This is a genomic window from Streptomyces macrosporus (genome assembly GCF_039533145.1).
In the GTDB taxonomy this organism is placed as follows: domain Bacteria; phylum Actinomycetota; class Actinomycetes; order Streptomycetales; family Streptomycetaceae; genus Streptomyces; species Streptomyces macrosporus.
In genome coordinates this window covers 1-21,412 of sequence record NZ_BAAASZ010000009.1, presented here as the reverse complement: position 1 = coordinate 21,412, position 21,412 = coordinate 1, and the positions used below count along the sequence as shown (strand labels likewise).

Here is a 21,412-nt window from a genome sequence, read left to right as displayed (position 1 = left end):
CCAATCGAGCCGATCCGGAAAAGGAATGACGGCACGCCGCACTCCACCCCGGAAGGATTTACGCTAGGTTGAGTGGTCGCCACCAGACGTGGCAGAAGGGTTGCCGAAGCCTTCGGCTCCCTGACAACTTTGCCGACTATACGGACCAGGCGGCTCAGTGTCAACACCCGCCTGCCGGATCCGGGTCGCTCGTTGACGGCAAGGAGACCACGGACAGGGACGGGGCTGTTCCCGCCGCCTCCCGCACGGCAGGCCGTCTCGACCAGGGCCCGTCCGCAACTGTTCCCCGGCCCCTCTCCTCGGGTCTCCTCGGGTCTCCTCGGGTCTCCTCGGGTCGGCCCGATGCCGTGCATCCGTACGGGCCGCCACGCGCGCGCTCCACGGAACGGACGGTTCCCATGTCCTAGGCTTCTGATCAGTACACCTACCAGGACATACGATGACGGACCGCTCGATCCCCGCCATCTCGGGAGGCTCCCCATGACCACCGTGACGTCCCCGCTGGCCGGACGTGCCATCGGCCTGGCGGCCGTGCCCGACCCGGTGTTCTCCGGCGTGATGGTGGGGCCCGGGACCGCCGTCGACCCCGTCCGCGAGCCCTCCATCGTCGTCGCGCCTGTCGACGGCATCATCGTCTCGCTGCACCCACACGCCTTCGTCGTCGTGGACGACGACGGGCACGGTGTGTTGACGCATCTCGGCATCGACACGGTGCAGCTGAACGGACAAGGCTTCGAGTTGCTGGCCGCCAAGGGCGACACCGTGCGCCGCGGCGACCCGATCGTCCGCTGGAATCCGGTCGAGGTGGAGGCCGCGGGAAAGTCGCCGGTGTGTCCGGTCGTCGCGCTGGAGGCCACGCCCGACGCGCTGGCCGATGTGGCCGTCGACGTCGACGTGCCCTCCGGCGGCACGCTGTTCACCTGGCGGTGATCCCTCCGCCCCCGCGCCGGCGGCGGAGCGTTCGCACGCGGTGGACGCGTGACGGACGCCTACCCACCCAAGAAACCGAATCGACCGGAGACCGGTGAGATGGAGACAACGCTTCGAGGCGTCGGGGTGAGCCACGGGGTGGCGATCGGCGAGGTGCGGCACATGGGCACCGCGGAACTGGAGCCGCCGACCGATCGGATTCCCCCGGACAGGATGTCGCACGAACGGGACAGGGCTCACCGGGCCGTGGACGCCGTGGCCGCCGATCTGGTCGCGCGGGGGAACCTGGCGGGCGGCGAGGCCCAGGCGATGCTGGAGGCCCAGGCCATGATGGCCCGGGACCCGGAGTTGATGACCGATGTCGAGCGGCGCATCACCGTGGGCAGTACCGCGGAACGCGCGGTCTACGACGCCTTCGCGTCCTACCGTGCGCTGCTCGCCGGGGCGGGTGAGTACCTGGCCGGGCGCGTCGCGGACCTGGACGACGTGCGGAACCGCATCGTCGCCCGCCTGCTCGGCGTTCCGATGCCGGGCGTGCCGGACAGCGACGAGCCGTACGTGCTGGTCGCACGTGATCTGGCGCCCGCCGACACCGCGCTGCTCGACACCTCGCTCGTTCTGGGCTTCGTGACCGAGGAGGGCGGGCCGACCAGCCACAGCGCCATCCTGGCCCGGGCCCTGGGGGTGCCGGCGGTGGTGGCGCTGCACGGTGCCGTCGAGTTGGCCGAGGGCACGATCGTCGCGGTGGACGGCAGCACGGGAGAGGTCATGGTGGACCCGAGCCCGGAGCAGCGGGAGGAGCTGGCGCGGATCGCCGAGGAGCGGAAGGCCGCGCTCGCGGGTGCCACCGGACCGGGCGCGACCTCCGACGGGCACAAGGTGCCGTTGCTCGCGAACATCGGCGGCCCCGCGGACGTGGCGGCCGCGCTGGAGGCGGGCGCCGAGGGCGTGGGGCTGTTCCGCACGGAGTTCCTGTTCCTCGACGACAGCCGGAAGGCTCCGTCGGAGAAGAGGCAGGCCGAGGTCTACCGGCAGGTTCTGGAGGCGTTCCCGGAGGGGCGCGTCGTGGTGCGGGTGCTGGACGCGGGCGCGGACAAGCCCCTGGGCTTCCTCACCCCGGGCGAGGAGCCCAACCCGGCTTTGGGGGTCCGTGGGCTGCGGACGCTGCTCGACCACCCGGAGGTGCTGCGGACGCAGTTGGCCGCGCTCGCCCGCGCGGCCAAGGGGCTGCCGGTGTACCTGGAGGTCATGGCGCCGATGGTCGCCGACCGGGCCGACGCCAGGGCGTTCGCCGACGCCTGCCGGGAGGCCGGGCTGCGGGCCAAGTTCGGCGCGATGGTGGAGATCCCCTCGGCCGCTCTGCGCGCCCGTTCGATCCTCCAGGAGGTGGAGTTCCTGTCGCTGGGCACCAACGACCTGGCGCAGTACACCTTCGCCGCCGATCGGCAGGTCGGCACCCTGTCGCGTTACCAGGACCCGTGGCAGCCCGCGCTGCTCGACCTGGTGGCGACGGCCGCGGAGGCGGCCGCGGCCGAGGGCAAGAGCTGCGGTGTCTGCGGCGAGGCCGCGGCCGATCCGCTGCTGGCCTGCGTCCTGACCGGGCTGGGTGTCACGAGCCTGTCCATGGGCCCCACGGCCATCCCCTACGTCCGCGCGACGCTGGCCAAGCACACCATGGCGCAGTGCGAGCGGGCGGCGGCCGCGGCGCGGGCATCGGACAGCGGTGAGGAGGCACGGGCGGCCGCGCGGTCGGTGCTGTCCGGGGAGTGATCGCAGGGGCCGGCTCGGTGCGGTGCCGGCCGCTCCGCCGCGGGGCGGCCGGCACCGGGTGCGTGGGGCGGCGGTCAGTGGCCTTCCCCCTCCCGCTCGTCCGCTCGGGGGTGGGGCAGCGGGAAACCCGCCCGGTAGGAGAGGCCCGGTTCGGGTGGTACCGGCTCTCCCGTCCGGACGTCCGTGCAGTAGGCGGAGAAGACCTCGGCCTCGGTGAGCGGGTGGAGCCGGCCGCCGTGCAGGCTCCACCCGCGGACCTCCTCCCGCCCGTCGCGGACGGTGCGCATGACCACCCCTCCCGGACGCTCGGCGGCGATGCCCGCGGCGAGGACCGTGCGGAAGACCGTCTCCCCCGCGGCCGTCTCCCGGGCCGTTCGGAGGGTGTCGTGCTCCGTGCGCTCGACGTGGGCCACCGCGACCAGGGGGCCCCTGGCCCCGCCGACGCTGCACACCATGTGGTGGGTTCCGGGACCGGCGGCGTCGAGGAGCCGGGCCAGGAGTTCCGTGGCGTCTTCGAGGGCCTCCCGACCGAGGTCCTTTCCGCGGTCGGCGCTGGGGCCGAGGCCGGTGAGCACGGCGGTGGCGCGCTCCCAGGCGTCCTGCCGCTCCCAGCCTTCCAGGAGCAGGGGCAGGAGTCGGTCGAGGGGCTGGCCGCGGTACCGCACGGTGGCTCCGGTGGCGGCGATCTCCGCGACGTAGCGCGTGCGGCTGTCGGGGGTGTCGGGGTCGATCCGCTCCTGGGCGCAGAAGTGCTCGTAGTCGTCCGGGTCGAAGAGGCCGACGCGGGTGTGGATGCCCTGGGCGGTGAGCGAGCGCAGCAGCCCTTCCGTCTGCCGCAGATACGTTCGGTGATCGTCGAAGACGAACGTGGTGTAGCGGCGCATGGCCGCGAAGCCGGCCGGATCGGCCACGACGGCGACCGTGCTGGGCGCCTCGCGGCGCAGTGCCCGGCGCACGGCCACGGGCCGGAATCCGCCCGGGCCGGCCGTGCGCCGTCGACCGCCGCGGTGCCCGCGGCCCTCGCCGCCCCCGGTGTGCGCGGTACGTGGCATGTCTCCCCCTCGGTGGTGCGGTCACTTGGTCACTCACCGTAACCGAGGGGGCTGACAACGGGCCGCGGAGCGGTCAGGAGGTGAGGCGCTCGCGGGCGAGGCGCTCGTAGAAGCGGAGGAGTCCGACGTCGTCGACCGATCCGGGGTTGACCGCCTTGTCGAGGTCGGCGCCCTGGAGGAGGCGCTTGACCGGAACCTCCAGCCGCTTGCCGGTGAGGGTGTGGGGGACGCCCTTGACCTCGATGATCTCGTCGGGGACGTGGCGCGGGGAGAGGTGCTCGCGGATGGTCTGCTTGATGCGGTCGCGCAGGGCGTCGTCGAGGACGGCCCCCTCGGAGAGGTGGACGAACAGCGGCATCCAGTAGCCGCCGTCGGGCTGTTCGACACCGATGACCAGGGACTCGCGGATCTCGGGGAGGCGTTCGACGGCCTCGTAGATGTCGGCGGAGCCCATGCGGACGCCCTGCCGGTTGAGGGTGGAGTCGGAGCGGCCGTGGATGATCACGGTGCCGCGCGAGGTGAGGGTGGTCCAGTCGCCGTGCCGCCACACGCCGGGGAACATCTCGAAGTAGCTGTCGCGGTAGCGGGAGCCGTCGGGGTCGTTCCAGAAGCGGATCGGCATCGACGGCATGGGGTTGACGATCACCAGTTCGCCGACCTCGTCGACGAGCGGCTTGCCCTGCGGGTCCCAGGACTGCAGGTCGGTGCCCAGGCAGGGGGCCTGGAGTTCGCCGACGTGGACGGGGAGGGTGGGAACGGCGCCCGCGAAGCAGCTGCACACGTCGGTGCCGCCGCTGACGGAGGCGATCCACATGTCCTCGGCGACCTCGTCGTGGATCCAGCGGAAGCCGTCGGGCGGCAGCGGGGAGCCGGTGGTGGCGACGCACTTGACGCGGGAGAGGTCGAAGTCGCGACCGGGGTGGACGCCGGCCTTGCGGCAGGCCATGACGTACGCGGCGGAGGTGCCGTACAGCGTGGTGCCGGTGCGTTCGGCCACGCGCCACTGGGCGGCGGTGTCGGGGTGTCCGGGGCTGCCGTCGTAGAGGACGACGGTGGTGCCGGTCAGCAGGCCGGAGACGAGGAAGTTCCACATCATCCAGCCGGTGGAGGTGTACCAGAAGAAGCGGTCGTCGGGGCCGAGGTCGCAGTGGAGGCCGAGCTGCTTGAGGTGCTCGACGAGGATGCCGCCCTGGGACTGGACGATGGCCTTGGGCAGGCCGGTGGTGCCGGAGGAGTAGAGCACCCACAGCGGGTGGTCGAAGGGGACCTGCTCGAAGACCGGCTCGGTGTCGGCGGCGGTGAGGGCGTCCCACTCCAGGGCGCCCTCGGGGGCCGGGGTGCCGAGCAGGGGAACGTGGACGACGGCGCGCAGGCCGGGCAGCTCGCGGCGGAGTTCGGCGACGACCTCGGTGCGGTCGTGCTCCTTGCCGCCGTAGCGGTAGCCGTCGACGGTGAACAGCACCACGGGCTCGACCTGCTGGAAGCGGTCCAGGACGCTGCGGGCGCCGAAGTCGGGGGCGCAGGAGGTCCACACGCCGCCGACGGCGGCGGTGGCCAGCAGGGCGACGGCGGCCTGGGGGATGTTGGGCAGGTAGCCGCTGACGCGGTCGCCGGGGCGCACGCCGAGGCGGCGCAGTTCGGCGGCGAGGGAGCCGACCTGGCGGCGCAGCTCGGCCCAGGTGACGGGGGTGGGCTCGTGGGTCTCGTCGACGTGCAGCAGGGCGGGGGTGTCCGCGCGGGCGGGGTCCTCGCCGGCGCGCAGGGCGTGCTCGGCGTAGTTGAGGGTGGCGCCGGGGAACCAGACGGCCCCGGGCATGGAGCGGTCGGCGAGGACGGTCTCGTACGGGGTGGCGAAGCGGACGTCGAACCACTCGGTGACCGCCTGCCAGAAGACGGGCAGTTCCTCGACGGACCAGCGGTGCAGCGCTGCGTAGCTCGCCGCCGGGTCGCCGGGGACGGCGGCCGGGGCTCCGAAGCGTTCGGCGGCCCACGCCTGGAAGCGGGTGAGTCGGGCGCCCTCGATCCGGTCGGGGCCGGGGCGCCACAGGGGCTCCGGCTGGTCTGCGGTCGTCGGTGCGGCGCTGTGCGCTGCGGTCATGGCGGCTCTCCCGGACTGCTGTCTCACGCGTCGTGTGCGTCGTCTCCGCGCACGGCCGGTTCCCTGGGGTGGTGGCCGGGGTCGTGCGCGTACGCGGCGGCTGTCCAGGACGATGCCATGTGATCGGTTTCCGCACCAGGGTGGCTGCCCCATATCGGGGGGTCGGACAGTGTGGCGCAACCACTGGAGGACGTTGGGTGAACGGAGGTTGAACACGGAGTTGGCGGCACGCGGATGATGGCACTCTGATCAGCATGGATGCGCGTGGCCTGGTGCGGTCGGTGAGAGTGGTCGGTGCGGCGCAGGGGCTGCGGGCGGTCCGAGCGGGGTGGCGTGGCCGGCGCGCGGACGCCCGGGCGCTGCCGCGCGTGGGCCGGGAGCGGGCCCGGGTGCCGGGGGAGGCGCGGGGGGCCGAGCCGGGGCCGGGCGGTGGCGTGGTGCACTTCGAGCGGTCGTCGCTGCGGGTGCGGGTGACGGCGGGCGGTGTGGTGTTCTGCGGGTGGGACGGCGCCGCGCCGGAGCCGTCGTACGCGCTGGCCGGTACGTACCCGCAGGCCGACGCCCGGGCGACGCTGGAGCCGGACAAGGACGGCGGCTGGCGGGTGGTCTCCGAGCGGGTGCTGGTGACCGTGACCCGGCTCGGGACGGTGGAGGTGCGCACCCCGGGCGGGGTGGTGCTGCGGCGGGACCTGCCGCCGCGCTGGTGGGAGCCGGTGGACGGCGGGTCGGAGGCCCGTTGGACGCAGCGTTCGGAGGTGCCGGCGGACGCGCGGTTCTTCGGTCTGGGCGGGCGGACGCCGGGGCCGCGGCTGCGCGGGGGGCCGTACCGGCTGTGGAACGCGGGGCCCACGCCCTTCGGCGCGCGGCGCGCGGAGCGGTCGCTGACGATGCCGGTGCTGTGGGTGGTGGCGGACGCGGGCGGTCACCTGGTCTTCCACGACAACTCCTGGGACGGCGTGGTGACGCTGCGCGAGGGCGTGGAGGGCGCGGGTTCGGGCCACGACCGGCCGGGCCGGTGCGAGGTGCGGATGTCGGGCGGTCCGCTGCGCTACTGGGTGCTGACCGGGGCGCCGTCGCGGGTGATGCAGGGGTGGCGGGCCCTGACGGGGGCGCCGGCGGTGCCGCCGCGGTGGGCGCTGGGCCATCAGCACGCCGTGTGGGGAGCGGAGGGCGAGGAGGGGGTCCGGCGGATCGTGGCGGGGTACGCCGAGCGCGGACTGCCGTTGCGCGCCGTGCAGTTGGGCGCCGGTCACCATCGGCGGCAGCGGGGGTTCACGGTGGACTCCGGGCGGTTCCCGGACCTCCCCGGGCTGGCGGCCTCGCTGCGCGGAAGCGGGGTGCGGCTGGTGTCGGTCGTCGAGCCGGCGGTGCGGGCCGAGGCCGGGGAGGCGGTGTACGACGACGGGCGGGACGAGGACGCCTTCGTACGGGACGCGCGGGGCGTGCCCGTGCGGGGGCTGGGCCGGCCGGGCGAGGCGGTGTACCCGGACTTCACCGATCCCCGCACGCGCAAGTGGTGGGGCGGCCTGTACGCCGAGCGGCTGGAGCAGGGCTTCGCCGGGATCTGCCACGACGCGAACGATCCGGTCTCCTTCGCCGTCCTCGGTGAGCCGACGCTGCCGCGGTCGGCCCGACACTGTCTGGAGTCGCGCGGCGGCGACCACCGGGAGGCGCACAACGTCTACGCCCTGGCGATGGCCCGGGCCGGTTTCGAGGGGTTGCGCGGGCTGCGGCCCCACGAGCGGCCGTTCCTGGTGTCGCGCTCGGGCTGGGCGGGGCTCCAGCGCTACGGCGGCACCTGGACGGACCAGGCCGAGACCGGTTGGGAGGGGCTGCGCGCCGCGCTCGCCCAGGTGATCGGCCTGGGGCTGTGCGGGGTGCCGTACTGCGGCTCGGACGTCGGGGGCGGTCCGGGGACGCCGCGGCCGTCGCCGGAGCTGTACCTGCGCTGGTTCCAGCTCGGCGCGTACCTGCCGCTGTTCCGTACGCACTCCGGGCCGGGGAGCGGGCGGCGCGAGCCGTGGGAGTTCGGGCCCGAGGTGGTGGAGCACGCGCGGGCGGCGCTGCGCGAGCGGGAGCGGCTGCTGCCGTACTTCGTGACGCTGGCCCGGCTGGCGCAACGGTCCGGCGCCCCCTACGCGCGGCCGCTGTGGTGGGGCGCGCCGAAGGACCGGGCCCTGCGGGAGTGCGAGGACGCGTTCCTGCTCGGGGACGCGCTGCTGGTGGCTCCGGTGCTGGAGCCGGGGGTGGCGCGTCGCGCCGTACGGCTGCCGCGCGGGCGGTGGTACGACACGGCCACGGGCGAGGCGTACGAGGGGCCGGGCCAGGTGGTGGTCGAGGCGCCGCCGGCTCGGATCCCGGTGCTGGCGCGGGCGGGGTCGGTGCTGCCGGTGACCGGGCCGGGCGGGGGGATCGAGTTGGAGGTGTGGGCGCCGCCACACGGGCGCACGGGCGGCGGGGTGGTCGCCGTGGACACGGGCGACGGCTGGGGCCGGGTGGAGCTGGAGCGGTTCTCCGTGCGGATGCTGGGCCGGGAGGCGATGGTGGCGCGGGAGGGAACCGCGGAGGTGGGGTACCCGGTGCGGGTGCGCGGCCTGGAGGCGTGAGGAAGTGAGGCGTGTGTGAGGGGCGTGCGGGCGGTCTTTCGCGCCGCTCCGGATGCCTGGTAGAGGGAGGGCCATGATGATCAGGACATCGACCTCACGGACCGCCGGGGCGCCGCTCGTCGCGGTGCTGCTCGCCCTCGCCGCCCTCCTCGCGACGGCTCCGCCCGCGCGGGCGGAGCCGGAGCCGAAGGCCCCGCCCGCGTTCGTGGCGCTCTCCGACGTGGACCCGACGATCATCCAGGAGATCCGCTACACCACCGCCCACAACTTCGTGGGCGAGCCCGTGGACGGCTACCGCCGGCCGATGTGCATCCTCACCCGCGACGCCGCCGAGGCCCTGCGCCGGGCGCAGTGGAAGCTGCTGTGGCGGGGTTACTCGCTGAAGGTGTACGACTGCTACCGCCCGCAGCGGGCCGTGGACCACTTCGTGGCGTGGGCGGAGGACCTCGACGACCAGCGGATGAAGGAGGAGTTCTATCCGCGGGTGGACAAGGCGCGGCTGTTCGAGGACGGGTACATCGCGTCGCGGTCCGGGCACAGCCGGGGCAGCACCGTCGACCTGACCCTGGTGCGGCTGCCCGCGTGGCCGACCCGGCCGTACGTGCCGGGCGAGCCGCTGACGCCGTGCTTCGCGCCGTGGGAGGAGCGCTTCCCGGACAACTCGGTGGACATGGGGACCGGCTACGACTGCTTCGACACCCTGTCGCACACGTTGGACCCGCGGATCACCGGGGAGCAGCGGGCCAACCGGCTGCTGCTGAAGGAGACCCTGGAGGAGGTGGGGTTCGTCAACTACCCGTCGGAGTGGTGGCACTACAGCCTCGGCTCGGAGCCGTTCCCCGACACCTACTTCGACTTCCCGGTGCACCGCCGGTCGCTCACCGGTCGCTGAGGGCGGGCGCGGAGCCGCGGACGGCGGTACGGAACCACCCCCGTGGGTCCCGTACCGCCGTCCGATGGTGGGGACGCCGATCTTCCGGAAGGGGTTCGCGGGCCGACGCGCCGTCACGCGTTCGCGACGTTTCCCGGACCGTTTCCGGACCTTTTCTCGGAGCTTTCTCCGGGGCTTTGCCCGGACCTCTCCCCTGAGCTTCCTCCGGAGCTTTTCGGCGTGGCCGGGACGCGTCCGCGGGCGGCCGGACGTCGGGTCCCGTGTCAGGGGCATGTGCCAAGCCCCCGTGCTCCGACATGCTCGTGAACAGTGTGCGAACAACCCTTCGGTACGCCCGTCGCGCGCTCCCGCCGGCCGCATGCTGATGTCGTGCACGCCTGGACGGACCATCTCCGCTTCGCCTACCAACCGGTCGTCGACCTCGCGACCGGCTCCGTGACGGCCATGGAGGTCCTGGCGCGTTCCACGGAGGGTGACGTCCTGGCCGAGGCCCGCCGCGACCCGGAGGTGGACGCCGAACTCGCCGCGCTGGCCCTGCGGTCCGCCACCCGTCAGGAGGGCCTGCTCCCCCTGCACGTCAACGTCTTCACCGGCACCCTCGCCGCGCTCGGGGACCTCACGGCGCTGCGCCGGGTCGTGCGGGACGCGGGACGCCGCCCCTGGGAGGTGACGCTGGACGTCACTCCGTCAGCGAGGGCGTCGTCGGGGGCGTCACCGGGGGCGTCGGGGGGCGTACCGCGCGAGGCGCTGCTCTCGGCGGTCGGCGCGCTGCGCGAGGACGGTTTCCGGATCTGCGCGGACGGGGTCGGCGCCGGCGAGCTGTCGATGCTGCTGCTCGCCGACCTCTCCCCCGATCTGGTGAAGGTGGACGCCGCGGTGGTCGCCGGGCTGCCGCACCGCTCGACGTACCGCGCGGCGGTCGCCGGGTTGCGGCGGTTCTGCGACGGGATCGGCGCGCTGTTGACGGTCGAGGGCGTGGAGACCGAGTTGCAGTACGCGGCGGCGCGGGCGGCCGGGGCGCACCTGGCCCAGGGGCACCTGTTCGCCCCGCCCGCGCGCCGTCCCGTCACCGAGGTCCGCCTCCCCCTGTGCCCGCCCACCGCCCCGCCGGTCGGGAGCGGCGCGGGAGGTCCGCCGGTCGCCGACTTCCTCCACCCCGCGGCGATGCTGCCGCTGTCGGCCTCCGCCTCCCAGGTACGGGCGCTGCTCACCGGCTCGCCGGAGGTGAGCGGGGTGCTGCTGGTGGACCCCGACGGGGTGCCGGTGCGCGCGGTGGACCGGGACCGTTTCCTGCTGGCGATGTCGGGCCGGTACGGCCACGCGCTGTACGCCGACCGGCCGGCGGTCCGCCTCGCGGACCGGCCCCGCACGGTCCGGCTGGGGGCCACCGCCTGGGACGTGCTCGACGTGGTGGCCGCCGACGACCGCGGCCGTACGGCCGACGACGTGGCGGTCGTGGACGACGCGGGGCGGTGCGTGGGCGTGGTGCGGCTGGCCGAGGTCGTCAGGGCGCTGGCCGACAGCCGTTTGGAGGACACCTCCGGGCTGAATCCGCTCACCCGCACACCGCGTCCGGGGGCGGGCTGATCCGTCCCGTCGACCGTCCGACCGCCCCGGTCGGCGCGGTGTGCGCCGCCGTGGGACGCCCAGTGGACTGGACCACTTCGCCGCGTCGTTCACCTTGACGGTCCCGTTACCCGGGTGAACACTTCCGATTATCAGACGGTATCGCCGTAGGTCGGTTCCAAGGCCGCGTGCTCCCCGGGGCGATTCCGCTGTACACGGCTGACACGCACGCTCGTCGCGGTACCGGGCGGGACGCGGGCTCCCGCCTTCCGCCCGGCACCGCAGAACGCACCCCGCAGGGACCCCCGGGGCCGCTGCCCGGGGTGAGGGCACGAGGAGCGGCTATGAACCTTCCCAACGGCGACATCTTCCTCGGCGAGATCATCGGAACGGCGATCCTGATCCTGTTCGGCGCGGGCGTCTGCGCGGCCATCACGCTCGACCACTCCAAGGCGAAGGCGGCGGGATGGATCGTCGTCGCCTTCGGCTGGGGCTTCGGCGCGCCGGCCGGCGCGTACACCGCGGCCCCGCTGTCCGGGGGCGCATCAACCCGGCGGTGCCCCTCGGCATCGCCGTGCAGACCGGAGAGAACCGGGACAAGGTCCCGGTCTACATCGCGGGCCAGATCATCGGCGCGATGCTCGGCGCCGTACCGGCCTGGCTCACCTACCACTCGCAGTTCGCGGCGAACCGCGCCAAGGACACCGCGACACCGACCCTCGGCGTCTTCTCGACCATCCCCGAGATCCGCACTCCGGTGACCAACCTGATCACCGAGATCATCGCGACCATCGCCCTGGTACTGCCGATCCCGGCCTTCGGCCTGACCACGGGGCTGGGCGAGTCCGGCGCCCTCGTCCTGGTCGTGACGCTGCCGGTCGTCGGGATCGGGCTGTCCCTCGGCGGTCCGACCGGCTACGCCATCAACCCCGCCCGCGGCCTGGGGCCCCGCATCGACCACTCGCTGCTGCCCATCCCGAACAAGGGCACCTCCGACCGGGGGTACTCCTGGGTTCCGGTGGTCGGACCGCTCATCGGCGGCGTCCTCGCCGCATGGATCTACAACCTCGCGTTCTGAACGGGGAACGACGGGAACGACGGGAACCGAGGAGACAGGGCCCGGAGGGAACTCATGACGGACACCGCACCCACGTACGTCGCCGCGATCGACCAGGGCACCACGTCGAGTCGCTGCATCATCTTCGACCACGACGGCGCGATCGTCGCCGTCGACCAGCGTGAACACCAACAGATCTTCCCCAAACCCGGCTGGGTGGAGCACGACGCGACCGAGATCTGGTCCAGGGTCCAGGCCGTGGTCGCGGGCGCGCTCGCCAAGGCCGGACTGCGCGCCAGGGACCTGGGCGCGATGGGCATCACCAACCAGCGCGAGACGACCGTGCTGTGGGACCGGTCCACCGGCAAGCCGGTCCACAACGCCATCGTCTGGCAGGACACCCGCACCGCCGCGCTCTGCCGGGAGCTGGGCGGCGAGGAGGGGCAGGACCGCTTCCGGGACCGTACCGGACTGCCGCTGGCCAGCTACTTCTCCGGCCCGAAGGCCGCCTGGCTGCTGGAGCACGTGCCGGGGCTGCGCAAGCGCGCCGAGGCCGGCGAGATCGCCTTCGGCACCATGGACTCCTGGCTGATCTGGAACCTCACCGGCGGTACGGACGGCGGGGTGCACGTCACGGACGTCACCAACGCCTCCCGGACCATGCTGATGAACCTGGAGACCCTCCAGTGGGACTCCTCCATCCTCGACGCCATGGGCATCCCCGAGGCGATGCTGCCCGAGATCCGTTCCTCGGCCGAGGTGTACGGCAACACCGCGGTCGGGACGTCCACCGGTGTCCCGGTGGCCTCGGCCCTCGGCGACCAGCAGGCGGCCATCTTCGGCCAGACCTGCTACGACGTCGGCGACGCCAAGAACACCTACGGCACCGGGTCGTTCCTGCTGCTGAACACCGGCCACCGCCCGGTGGCCTCCAAGAGCGGCCTGGTCACCACGGTGGGCTACCAGCTCGGCGGCGAGCGGCCGGTCTACTGCCTGGAGGGCTCGATCGCCATCACCGGCGCTCTGGTGCAGTGGTTCCGCGACCAGCTCGGGATCATCCGGGAGGCCGCCGAGATCGAACCCCTGGCGGCGAGCGTGGAGGACAACGGCGGCGCGTACATCGTCCCGGCCTTCTCCGGCCTGTTCGCGCCCTACTGGCGCTCGGACGCGCGGGGTGTGATCACCGGCCTGACCCGCTACGTCACCAAGGCGCACCTGGCGCGGGCCGTGCTGGAGGCGACGAGCTGGCAGACGCGCGAGGTCGTGGACGCGATGTACCAGGACTCCGGCGTGGAGATCACCAGCCTCAAGGTGGACGGCGGCATGACCGCCAACGGGCTGCTGATGCAGCACCAGGCGGACGTGCTGGACGTGCCGGTGATCCGGCCCGTGGTCTCCGAGACCACCTGTCTGGGCGCGGCCTACGCGGCCGGGCTGGCCACGGGGGTCTGGTCGGACCTGGACGAGCTCAAGGCGCACTGGAAGAAGGACGCCGAGTGGACCCCGCGGATGGACGCCGAGACGCGGGAGCGCGAGCACCGCAACTGGCGCAAGGCCGTGGAGCGCAGCTTCGGCTGGGAGGAGGGCGACTGACGGCCCCCTCCCCCGCGGCACCGCGATCCCGCGGCCCGTTCCGGCGCGTGCCGGGGCGGGCCGCGGGCGTTTCCCGCCCGGCCCCCGGCCCCGCGTGACGGCTCGGGCGGCCCCGCGTGACGGCGACCCCGCGTGACGGCCTCAGCCGACGGCGTCGCGGCGCCGGGCCGCGCCGGCGAGCATCGCGTGCTCGACGACCGAGAGCAGCACCCGGCGCACGGAGTCGCGCTCGCGCGCGTCGCACGGGAGGACGGGCACCTCCGCGTCCAGCCCCAGCGCGGCGCGCACCGCCTCCGGCGGGTGGTGGTCGGCGCCGTCGAAGCGGTTGACGGCCACGGCGAAGGGGACGGCGTGCCGCTCGAAGTGGTCGACGGCCCCGAAGCAGTCCTCCAGGCGGCGGGGGTCGACGAGGACCACGGCGCCGAGCGCGCCCTCCACCAACTCGTCCCACAGGCGTCGGGAGCCGCCCCGGCTCGGGGCGCCCAGGAGGCAGAGCGTCAGCGACCCGCCCAGGGTGATGCGGCCGAAGTCCATGGCGACGGTGGCGGCCCTCCCCGCCCCCGTTCCCCCCGGGGCGTCGAACGGCCGGCCGGTCTCGCCCAGGAGCTCCTCGGTGCGCAGCGGTCCGATCTCGCTGACCGAACCGACCAGGGTGGTCTTGCCGACCCCGAGGCCGCCCACCACCAGCACCTTGAGCGTCACCGGTTCGGCGGCGGTGTCCCCCCGGTAGCGGTCGGAGTCCCCGAAGACCATCGATCTCTTCCTCCGCATTCTGCAGTGCCGCCCGTCGGGGCAAGCGATCGTTCCGCAAAGGCCGCGTCCACGACAAGCCCTTCGCGCGCCCGCGCGACGCTCCGGGTGGCGCTCCGGGTGGCGTTCCACGTGACGTTCCGGGCGCCTGCCACCCCGGCAGGTCGTTTACGGCCGTCGCCGCCCGGAAACGGTGTGGTATGCCTGTTTATCGGAACATTCGTGGTGTTCTCTCGGCCGTCCGCTCGGTGCTGCCGGACCCCGACCGCCCCGGGCGGGTGCTGACGGCCGTGGAGAAGTTGGAGGGCACCTCGCGCCTCGACGGCGTGCTCGGTCCGCTGCGGCGCGCCGTGTACGCCCTTCCGCTGGGCGGGGCCCGTGACGCCCTGCACGGCCGCTGGCTGGGCCATCCCGCCCACCCGATGATGGTGCAGGTCCCCATCGGGGCCTGGATGTCCGCCGCCGTCCTGGACCTGCTGCCCGGGCAGCGCCGCGGCGCCGACACCCTGGTGGGCCTGGGTCTGACGGCGGCCGCCCCGGCCGCCCTGGCGGGCTGGGTGGACTGGGCCGACATGCGCAAGCCGCAGATGCGGGTGGGGCTGGTGCACGCGGCGGCGAACATCACGGCCGTCGGCCTGTACGCCGCCTCGCTCAACGCCCGGCTGCGCGGCCGGCGCGGGCTGGGACGCCTCCTGGGCTTCGCGGGACTGACCGTGGTGGGGGTGGGAGGCGGCCTGGGCGGGCACCTGGCCTACCGTCAGGCCGCGGGGGTCAACCACGCCGAGCAGGTCCCGGCCGTGGTCGAGCCCGGCTGGCACCCGATCGGCGACCTGGCGGACCTGCCGGTCGGCGAACCGGTGCGGCGTCACGTGGGCGAGACCCCGCTGCTCGTCGTCCGCGAGCCCGGCGGGACGGTGCACGCGCTGGCCGACCGGTGCAGCCACATGGCCGGGCCGCTGTCCCGGGGGAAGATCGTCGACGGCTGCGTGCGGTGCCCGTGGCACGGCAGCGTCTTCCGCCTCTCGGACGGCTGGAACGTGCGCGGCCCCGCGACCTCGCCCCAGCCGGTCTTCGAGACCCGGCTGGTGGACGGCCGGGTGGAGGCGCGACTGGTGAGCGAACCGGCCGAGGCGCACCGTTCCGTGCCCAGGTCCGCGTAGACCGGCGCGGGCCGGTGCGCCGGGGGTCGGCGCCGGCGGCCGGCCGCGGGTCGCGGTGCTCACAGGGCCCGCAGACCGTTGATCACATCGCGCAGGACCCTCTCGTCGGGCAGTTCGGCCGGAGGCACCGGGCGGGCGACGCGCACCAGTTCGGCGGCCACGAGATCGCCGACGAGGACCCGGACGACCCCCACCGGCAGGTCCAGCCCGACCGCCAGTTCGGCGATCGGCTGGGGAGCCCGCCGGCACCGGGCGACGATGTCGAGGTGCTCTGGGCCGAGGGCACCGGGGAGGCCGGGGGGTTCGGTGTCCGCCGGGACGCCGAACCCGTCCGGATCGTCCGCGTCCGGTCGGGCGATCACCAGTGCCACCAGGTCGATGCGGCCCCCGCGGCTGCTGCGGGTGCGGCCGCGCGTCATGGCGTACGGCCGCACCACCGGCCCGGCCGCGTCGTCGAACCACCGATCCGTCACGGTGCCTCACCCCCCGCCGGGCGCGCCGCGCCGGGGCGCGGTCCCCAGATGGGCGCCGACCCGCTTGACGAGCAGTGTCGTCTCGTAGGCGATCCGGCCCACGTCGGCGTCGGCGTCCGACAGCACGGCCAGGCAGCTTCCGTCGCCCGCCGCGGTGACGAACAGGAACGCCCGCTCCAACTCGACCACGGTCTGCCGGACCTCCCCCGTCCCGAACCGCAGTCCGGCGCCCCTGGCGAGGCTGTGGAAGCCGGAGGCCACGGCGGCCAGGTGCTCGCCCTCCTCGCGGGTGAGGTCCCCGGAGACGCCCCGGGGCAGGCCGTCGCCGGAGAGCACCAGCGCCTTGCGGATGCCGGCGACCCGTCCCGCCAGCTCGTCCAGGAGCCAGTCCAGTTCACCCGTTTCCCGGGCGGTGCCGCTTTCCGTGCCGTGCGGTGCGGTCATCGGCCGCTCCTCTCCGATGAGTCGTTCCCGGTGCGGCGCCGCCCCGGAGGTCGGGCTCCGCGTCGTCCGGGAGGTCCGTGTTCTGCCGCCGGCCGCGCCACAGGCCGCGCTGGAGCGCGGCCATCCGGTCGCGCACCTCGTCGGCGTCCCGGGTCCGGTCCCCTTCCCCGCCCCGGTCCCGTTCCCGGCCGCGCTCCGGTGTGCCCGGTTCCCCGACGAGGCCGCCCTGCCGTACGCGCCGGGGCAGGCCGCTCTCCGTGGTCGGCGTCCCCGCGGCACGCCGCGGTCCCCGTTCCGGTTCGCCGTGCGCGGTCCCGGCGTCGGCCGGATGCCCGTGGTCGAAGCGGCCGGTGTGCCCGCCGAGGAGGTCGCCGATGCTGCCGTGGGCCTGCCGCACGGGCCCGACGGGAGCCTCCGGCGCGGTGGGAGCGTCCCGCACCGCTCCGAGCGCGGGACGCGGCTCGCGGCGCGGAAGGCCCGCGGCGGTCCGGGTCCCCTCGACGCCCTTGGCCCCCTCGGCGTTCCCGGGCGCCTCGGTGAGCAGCGCGCCCGGGATGAGCACGACGGCGGTGGTGCCGCCGTACGGGGAGGGCTGCAGGGAGACGCGGACGCCCTGGCGCCGGCCGAGCCGCGAGACGACGAACAGACCGAGCCGGTCGGTGTCGGAGAGCCGGACGTCGGGGGTCTCGGCGAGCCGGAGGTTCGCCTCCAGCAGCGCCTCGGGGGCCATGCCCAGGCCGCGGTCGTGGATCTCCAGGGCGAAGCCGCTGGGCACCCGCTCGCCGACCACCTGGACCGCGGTGTGCGGAGGCGAGAAGACGGTCGCGTTCTCCAGGAGTTCGGCGATGAGGTGGGTGAGGTCGGCGATGGCGGCGCCGTCGACCGCGAGCGGGGGCAGGCGCCGCACCTCGATGCGCTCGTACTCCTCCACCTCGGACACCGCCGCGCGGACGACGTCCATCAGCGGGATGGGTTTGCGCCACTGCCGGGAGGGGGCGGCGCCGGAGAGGATCACCAGCCCCTCGGCGTGGCGCCGCATACGGGTGGTGAGGTGGTCGAGCCGGAAGAGGTCGGCCAGTTCCTCGGGGTCCTCGGTGCGCCGCTCCATGGCGTCCAGCAGGGTGATCTGGCGGTGCAGCAGCACCTGGTTGCGGCGGGCGAGGTTGACGAAGACCTCGGAGACGCCCCGGCGCATGTCCGCCTGCCGGACGGCGGCCTCGACGGCGGCCCGCTGAAGGGTGTTCAGGGCCTGCCCGACCTGTCCCATCTCGTCGCGCCCGTACTCCAGGCGCGGCGCCTCGGTCTCGACGTCGATCTGCTCGCCCGCGGCGAGTCGCCGCATGATGGCGGGCAGCCGCACCCCCGCGGCCTCGTTCGCCTCCCTGCGCAGGGCGCCGAGGTCGCGGACGAGGCCGCGGCCGATGCGGAAGGAGACGACCACGGAGACCAGCACGGCGACGAAGCCCAGGATCCCGGCGATCCCGGCGCGCAGCAGCACGGATTCGGCCTCGGGCTCGACGCGCTGCCGGTAGCGGGCCTCCGACTCCTCGTCCAGACGCCGTAATTCGTCCAGGACGCTCCCGGCGGTCGTCCGCCAGCGGTCGGCGTTGAAGGCGCCCACCGCGCCGGGGGCACCGGCGTCGACGATCCGGTCCTCGGCGGCGCGCAGGGCCCGGCCTTCGGTACCGGACCAGAACTCCTCGTACCTCTCGCGGTCCTCGGCGGGGAGCATTCCCAGGTGGATGCGGTAGGTGAGGTCGCGTTCGGCCACCCGGTCGGAGAACGCGCGCAGTTCGTCCTTGGTCATCCGTCCGGCGGTGAACGCGGCGGCCATCAGCGCGTCCTCGCGGGAGAGGTACTCGCGGGCGCGGGCGAGGCCGGTGAGGGCGCGACCCTCGGTGTCGAGACGGACGTCGTCCAGGCCGCGCAGGCTGGCGAGGAAGGAGTGGCAGGGGTCGACGACGGCGTTGTACGCGTCGTAGGCGTCCCGGCGTTCGATGGTGTTCTCCTCGATCCGCTCCCGCACCCTCCCCAACCGGTCGAGCCCGTCGAGGAGGTCGTCCAGCCGTCTGTGGGAGTCGGCGTCCAGGTCGTCGCGCACCTCCTCGCCCGACGCGCGGGCGCGCAGGGCCGCCACCGCCCGGTCGGTGACGCGCCGACCGTCGCGGAGGGCGGTCAGGGAGTCGGCGCGGCGGGGATCGGCGAGGTGGACGAGGGCGTGGCGGCGTTCCTCCTGGAGCGCCCGGACGGTCTCCCGGACCGGGCCGCCGAGCTCGTCCGTGACGGCGGCGACGTCGAGCAGCCGGTCCGCCTCGCGACTGGTGATCACAGTGGCGAACGTCCAGATCGAGGTGAGCGCCACCAGGGGGACCAGCAGTAACGCCACGATCTTCCGGCGGATCGACTTGCCGCGAAAGCGCATGGCCTCCCCTACGTCCACCCCGTCGCACAGGGACATGAGTTTCCTCAGCAAACGGCGCGAGCCTACTACCGACACCGGGCGACTCGTAGACACGTCCGAGCCATCGAGTGCCTGTCGCGTGGCCGGCCCGCACGGTTGTGACGCCATGCTGGGATACACCGGACACCGGAGGGTGCGCCGGAGACGCGGGCACGGCGCGGCGCGGGGAGATCACATGGGGCTGAACAGGGCCGACTGGGGGCCGGGCGGATTCGATCAGTTTCGGTCCGACCGGTATGAGGACACGGTGTACGAGGAGAGTGGAGATTCCATGGACACCATGTCGCGACTTCCCGATCCGGTGCGGGCGGCGGCCGTGCGCGCGGTCATCCTCGTGGCGGTGACGCTGGTGCTGGTGATGATCGCCGTGCTGTGCTCCCTGGCCATGGTGTGGCTCGCCTTTCCGATGGTGCTGGTGGCGGTGGCGAGCACGGTGATCACCACCTGGGGGGTGCTGGACGTGTGGGTGACCCGGCAGATGTGGATCCAGCGGAACGGGGTGGTCTCCACACCCAGCAGCGCGGCGCGCGAGCGCGGCCCCTTCCGCCGCGGGCGGCGGGCGCCGTCGCCCGGCGGGGCCGGGGGGACGGGCGGTCCGGAGGGCGTCCTGAACTCCGGGGCGTCCCGGGGAAACCCCTGACGACGGCCCTTGGGGGCACGCCGTTCGCCCGTGCCCGGCCGGCGCGTCCGTGTCGGTCAGCCGGACGCCGTGCCGGCCGCGGCGCGGGCCTCCCGCCCCCGTTCGGCGTGTTCCCGTTCGGCGTGTTCGGGGCGCCGGAACATCCGGGTGGCCGTGACCTCGCCGTGCACCGGTTCGGCGTCGGGATCCCGCTTGGGCAGTCCGGGCCGCAGGTGCTCCTCGACGCTGATGTACTTCAGCCCCGCCCGCAGGTCCGCGTCGTTGCGCAGCCGGATCACCAGCGGGAACTCCGCGAGCGCGGTGGTGTCGAACAGGCCGGTGGTGTAGATGAGCTGGACGCCGAGCGCGTCGGCGACGGCCCGCTGGAGCTCCAGCAGATAGGTGGCGTTGGCCCGGCCGATGGGATTGTCGAGGAAGAGCGTGCCGGCGTGCCGGTGCTTGTCGCGGCCCCGGTCGTTGCTGCGCAGGGCGGCCATCGTGCAGTACAGGGCGATGGCGGCGGTCAGCAGCTGGCCGCCGGAGAAGACGTCGCCCATCTGCCCGACCGGCACCCGCTCGGCGCGCAGCACCGCGTCGGGCTTGAGGATCTCCACGGCGACCCCGCGCGGCTGGAGAGCGGCGTGGACGCCGCGCAGCAGCAGCGTCATGCCGTCCCGGCGCAGGTCGGAGTTCCGGCGGACGGCCGCCCGGGTGGCCTCGTCGATCACCTCGCCCAGCCGCTCGGTGAGGGCGGCCTGGTCCGGGTCCTCGAAGCGGATGCGCAGGAACTCCTGACCGGACCACTCCCCCAGGCCCTCCGGGAGCCGGGAGAGCCGCTGCGCGGAGCGGAGGGTGGCCAGTGAGGTCTCCACCAGGCCGCGCAGCCGGTCGACGATGCTGTCGCGGTTGCGCTCCAACTGCTCCAGCTCGTCGGTCAGGACACGCAGCCGTGGTTCGAAGGCCGCGGCCCAGGCGGCGGCGTGGTCGGGCAGGGCCGCGGAGGGCAGTTCGCGGATCTGCTGGCGGGCGGGGGTGCGCACCTGCTCGTAGCGGGTGGCGTTGGCGTGCCGCACCAGCACGTCGCACGCCTCGCGGACGGCCGCCTCGGCGGCGGTGAGGTCGGCGGCGCAGCCGCGCAGGGAACGGCGGGCCTCGGCGGCGGCGCGCCGGGCCTGCTCCAGGGTGTCGGCGTACGGCTCGGGGCGCTCCGCGCCGTCCTCCTGCCCCGACCCGTTCGTGCCGTGGGGGTCGCGCAGCAGGTCGCGGAGCATGGCGGCCAGTTCGTCGAAGGCGCCCGCCGCGTCCTCGGCCGCCCGGTGGGCGCGCACCAGCTCGGCGTGGGCGTCGCGGGCGGCCTCCAGGGCGTCGGTGCGGGCGGCCAGTTCGGTGTTGGCGCCCCGCAGCAGGGCCTGGGCGTGCTCGGCGTCGGCGGGCACCAGCTCCTCGGGCAGCTCGGTGTGGGCCTCGCCGTTCTCGGGCGCCAGGCGTTCGGCCTCGCCGCGCAGCCGGCCGAGCTGCTCGCTGGCGGCCGAGGCACGGGACTCCAGCATGTGGACCAGGGCCTCGGCGCGGGCGGCGGCGGCCTGCCGGGAGGGCCCGTCGGCGCCGTCGGGCCCCTCCAGGAGCTGAGCGGCGCGGGTGCGGACCTTGTTGGTGAGCCGGTCCAGGGCGGCGCGGGCGGCGCTCTCGTCCCCCTCGGCGCGGGCCTGTTCGGCACGCAGGTCGGCCCCGACGCCGACCTTCTCGTAGAGCTGGGAGGCCGCGCGGTACGCCTCGCGCAGGGCGGGGAGGGAGGCCGGCGGTTCGGCGTCGGCCGGGCCCTCCGCCTCGCCGAGGCCCTCGGGGGCGTCGGGCGCGCCCGCGATCTCGGCGCGCTCGGCGCGCAGCGCGCGGGCGGTTCGGCGGGCGCGACGGGTTCGAGGTCGGCGCCCAGGAGGCGGA

13 protein-coding genes and 3 pseudogenes are annotated in these 21,412 nt (G+C 74.4%); 9 read left to right on the top strand and 7 right to left on the bottom strand.

Annotated elements, in window-relative coordinates; genetic code table 11:
* The first annotated feature begins 480 nt into the window (after positions 1 to 480).
* The gene (locus ABD335_RS06340) at positions 481 to 930 is read left to right on the top strand and encodes a PTS sugar transporter subunit IIA (protein WP_344321101.1); all 450 of its coding nucleotides are present in this window, start codon (positions 481 to 483) and stop codon (positions 928 to 930) included.
* Between the two features lie 99 nt (positions 931 to 1,029).
* Positions 1,030 to 2,700, top strand: a complete 1,671-nt coding sequence (gene ptsP, locus ABD335_RS06335) for a phosphoenolpyruvate--protein phosphotransferase (RefSeq protein WP_344321100.1) — start codon at positions 1,030 to 1,032, stop codon at positions 2,698 to 2,700.
* A 74-nt stretch (positions 2,701 to 2,774) separates the two neighbouring features.
* Here ptsP and ABD335_RS06330 read toward each other — a convergent pair whose 3' ends face one another.
* Together ABD335_RS06330 and ABD335_RS06325 are read right to left on the bottom strand one after the other, a co-directional pair.
* Positions 2,775 to 3,752, bottom strand: a complete 978-nt coding sequence (locus tag ABD335_RS06330; RefSeq protein WP_344321099.1) for a hypothetical protein — start codon at positions 3,750 to 3,752, stop codon at positions 2,775 to 2,777.
* Between the two features lie 73 nt (positions 3,753 to 3,825).
* Positions 3,826 to 5,850 carry an acetoacetate--CoA ligase gene (locus tag ABD335_RS06325; RefSeq protein ID WP_344321098.1) on the bottom strand — a complete coding sequence of 675 codons (2,025 nt, stop codon included), beginning with the start codon at positions 5,848 to 5,850 and terminating at the stop codon, positions 3,826 to 3,828.
* Between the two features lie 254 nt (positions 5,851 to 6,104).
* Between ABD335_RS06325 and ABD335_RS06320 the strand changes: the two genes are divergently transcribed.
* From ABD335_RS06320 to glpK, 5 genes and pseudogenes are all read left to right on the top strand, one after another.
* On the top strand, positions 6,105 to 8,456 hold the full coding sequence (locus ABD335_RS06320) for a TIM-barrel domain-containing protein (RefSeq protein ID WP_344321097.1): 2,352 nt from the start codon (positions 6,105 to 6,107) through the stop codon (positions 8,454 to 8,456).
* Between the two features lie 73 nt (positions 8,457 to 8,529).
* Positions 8,530 to 9,348, top strand: a complete 819-nt coding sequence (locus ABD335_RS06315) for a M15 family metallopeptidase (RefSeq protein WP_425583557.1) — start codon at positions 8,530 to 8,532, stop codon at positions 9,346 to 9,348.
* A gap of 369 nt (positions 9,349 to 9,717) precedes the next feature.
* Positions 9,718 to 10,917: pseudogene (locus ABD335_RS06310) on the top strand (EAL domain-containing protein); the annotation flags it as partial.
* A 341-nt stretch (positions 10,918 to 11,258) separates the two neighbouring features.
* Positions 11,259 to 11,992 (top strand): annotated as a pseudogene (locus ABD335_RS06305) (MIP/aquaporin family protein).
* A 54-nt stretch (positions 11,993 to 12,046) separates the two neighbouring features.
* The gene (gene glpK, locus ABD335_RS06300; RefSeq protein WP_344321096.1) at positions 12,047 to 13,564 is read left to right on the top strand and encodes a glycerol kinase GlpK; all 1,518 of its coding nucleotides are present in this window, start codon (positions 12,047 to 12,049) and stop codon (positions 13,562 to 13,564) included.
* Between the two features lie 141 nt (positions 13,565 to 13,705).
* Here the strand turns inward: glpK and ABD335_RS06295 are convergent, their stop codons facing one another.
* Positions 13,706 to 14,317: a GTP-binding protein gene (locus ABD335_RS06295; protein ID WP_344321095.1), complete on the bottom strand. Its 612-nt coding sequence runs from the start codon at positions 14,315 to 14,317 to the stop codon at positions 13,706 to 13,708.
* Between the two features lie 197 nt (positions 14,318 to 14,514).
* On the opposite strand from ABD335_RS06295, the gene ABD335_RS06290 reads away from it, so the two are divergent.
* A complete protein-coding gene (locus ABD335_RS06290; protein WP_344321094.1) occupies positions 14,515 to 15,474 on the top strand; it encodes a Rieske (2Fe-2S) protein in 960 nt (319 codons plus the stop codon).
* A 59-nt stretch (positions 15,475 to 15,533) separates the two neighbouring features.
* Here ABD335_RS06290 and ABD335_RS06285 read toward each other — a convergent pair whose 3' ends face one another.
* The 3 genes from ABD335_RS06285 to ABD335_RS06275 are packed head-to-tail and all read right to left on the bottom strand — an operon-like array spanning position 15,534 to position 18,813.
* A complete protein-coding gene (locus ABD335_RS06285; protein WP_344321093.1) occupies positions 15,534 to 15,947 on the bottom strand; it encodes a DUF742 domain-containing protein in 414 nt (137 codons plus the stop codon).
* 6 nt (positions 15,948 to 15,953) lie between these two features.
* A complete protein-coding gene (locus ABD335_RS06280; protein WP_344321092.1) occupies positions 15,954 to 16,391 on the bottom strand; it encodes a roadblock/LC7 domain-containing protein in 438 nt (145 codons plus the stop codon).
* Positions 16,342 to 18,813 (bottom strand): sensor histidine kinase, encoded by a 2,472-nt coding sequence (locus ABD335_RS06275; protein WP_344321102.1) that lies wholly within the window; start codon positions 18,811 to 18,813, stop codon positions 16,342 to 16,344. The genes ABD335_RS06280 and ABD335_RS06275 overlap by 50 nt, the downstream gene beginning before the upstream one ends.
* Positions 18,814 to 19,123: 310 nt before the next feature.
* Between ABD335_RS06275 and ABD335_RS06270 the strand changes: the two genes are divergently transcribed.
* Complete coding sequence (locus ABD335_RS06270) at positions 19,124 to 19,492, top strand: hypothetical protein (RefSeq protein WP_344321091.1); 369 nt, start codon at positions 19,124 to 19,126, stop codon at positions 19,490 to 19,492.
* A gap of 56 nt (positions 19,493 to 19,548) precedes the next feature.
* Here ABD335_RS06270 and ABD335_RS06265 read toward each other — a convergent pair.
* A pseudogene (locus ABD335_RS06265) lies at positions 19,549 to 21,412 on the bottom strand (hypothetical protein); the annotation flags it as partial.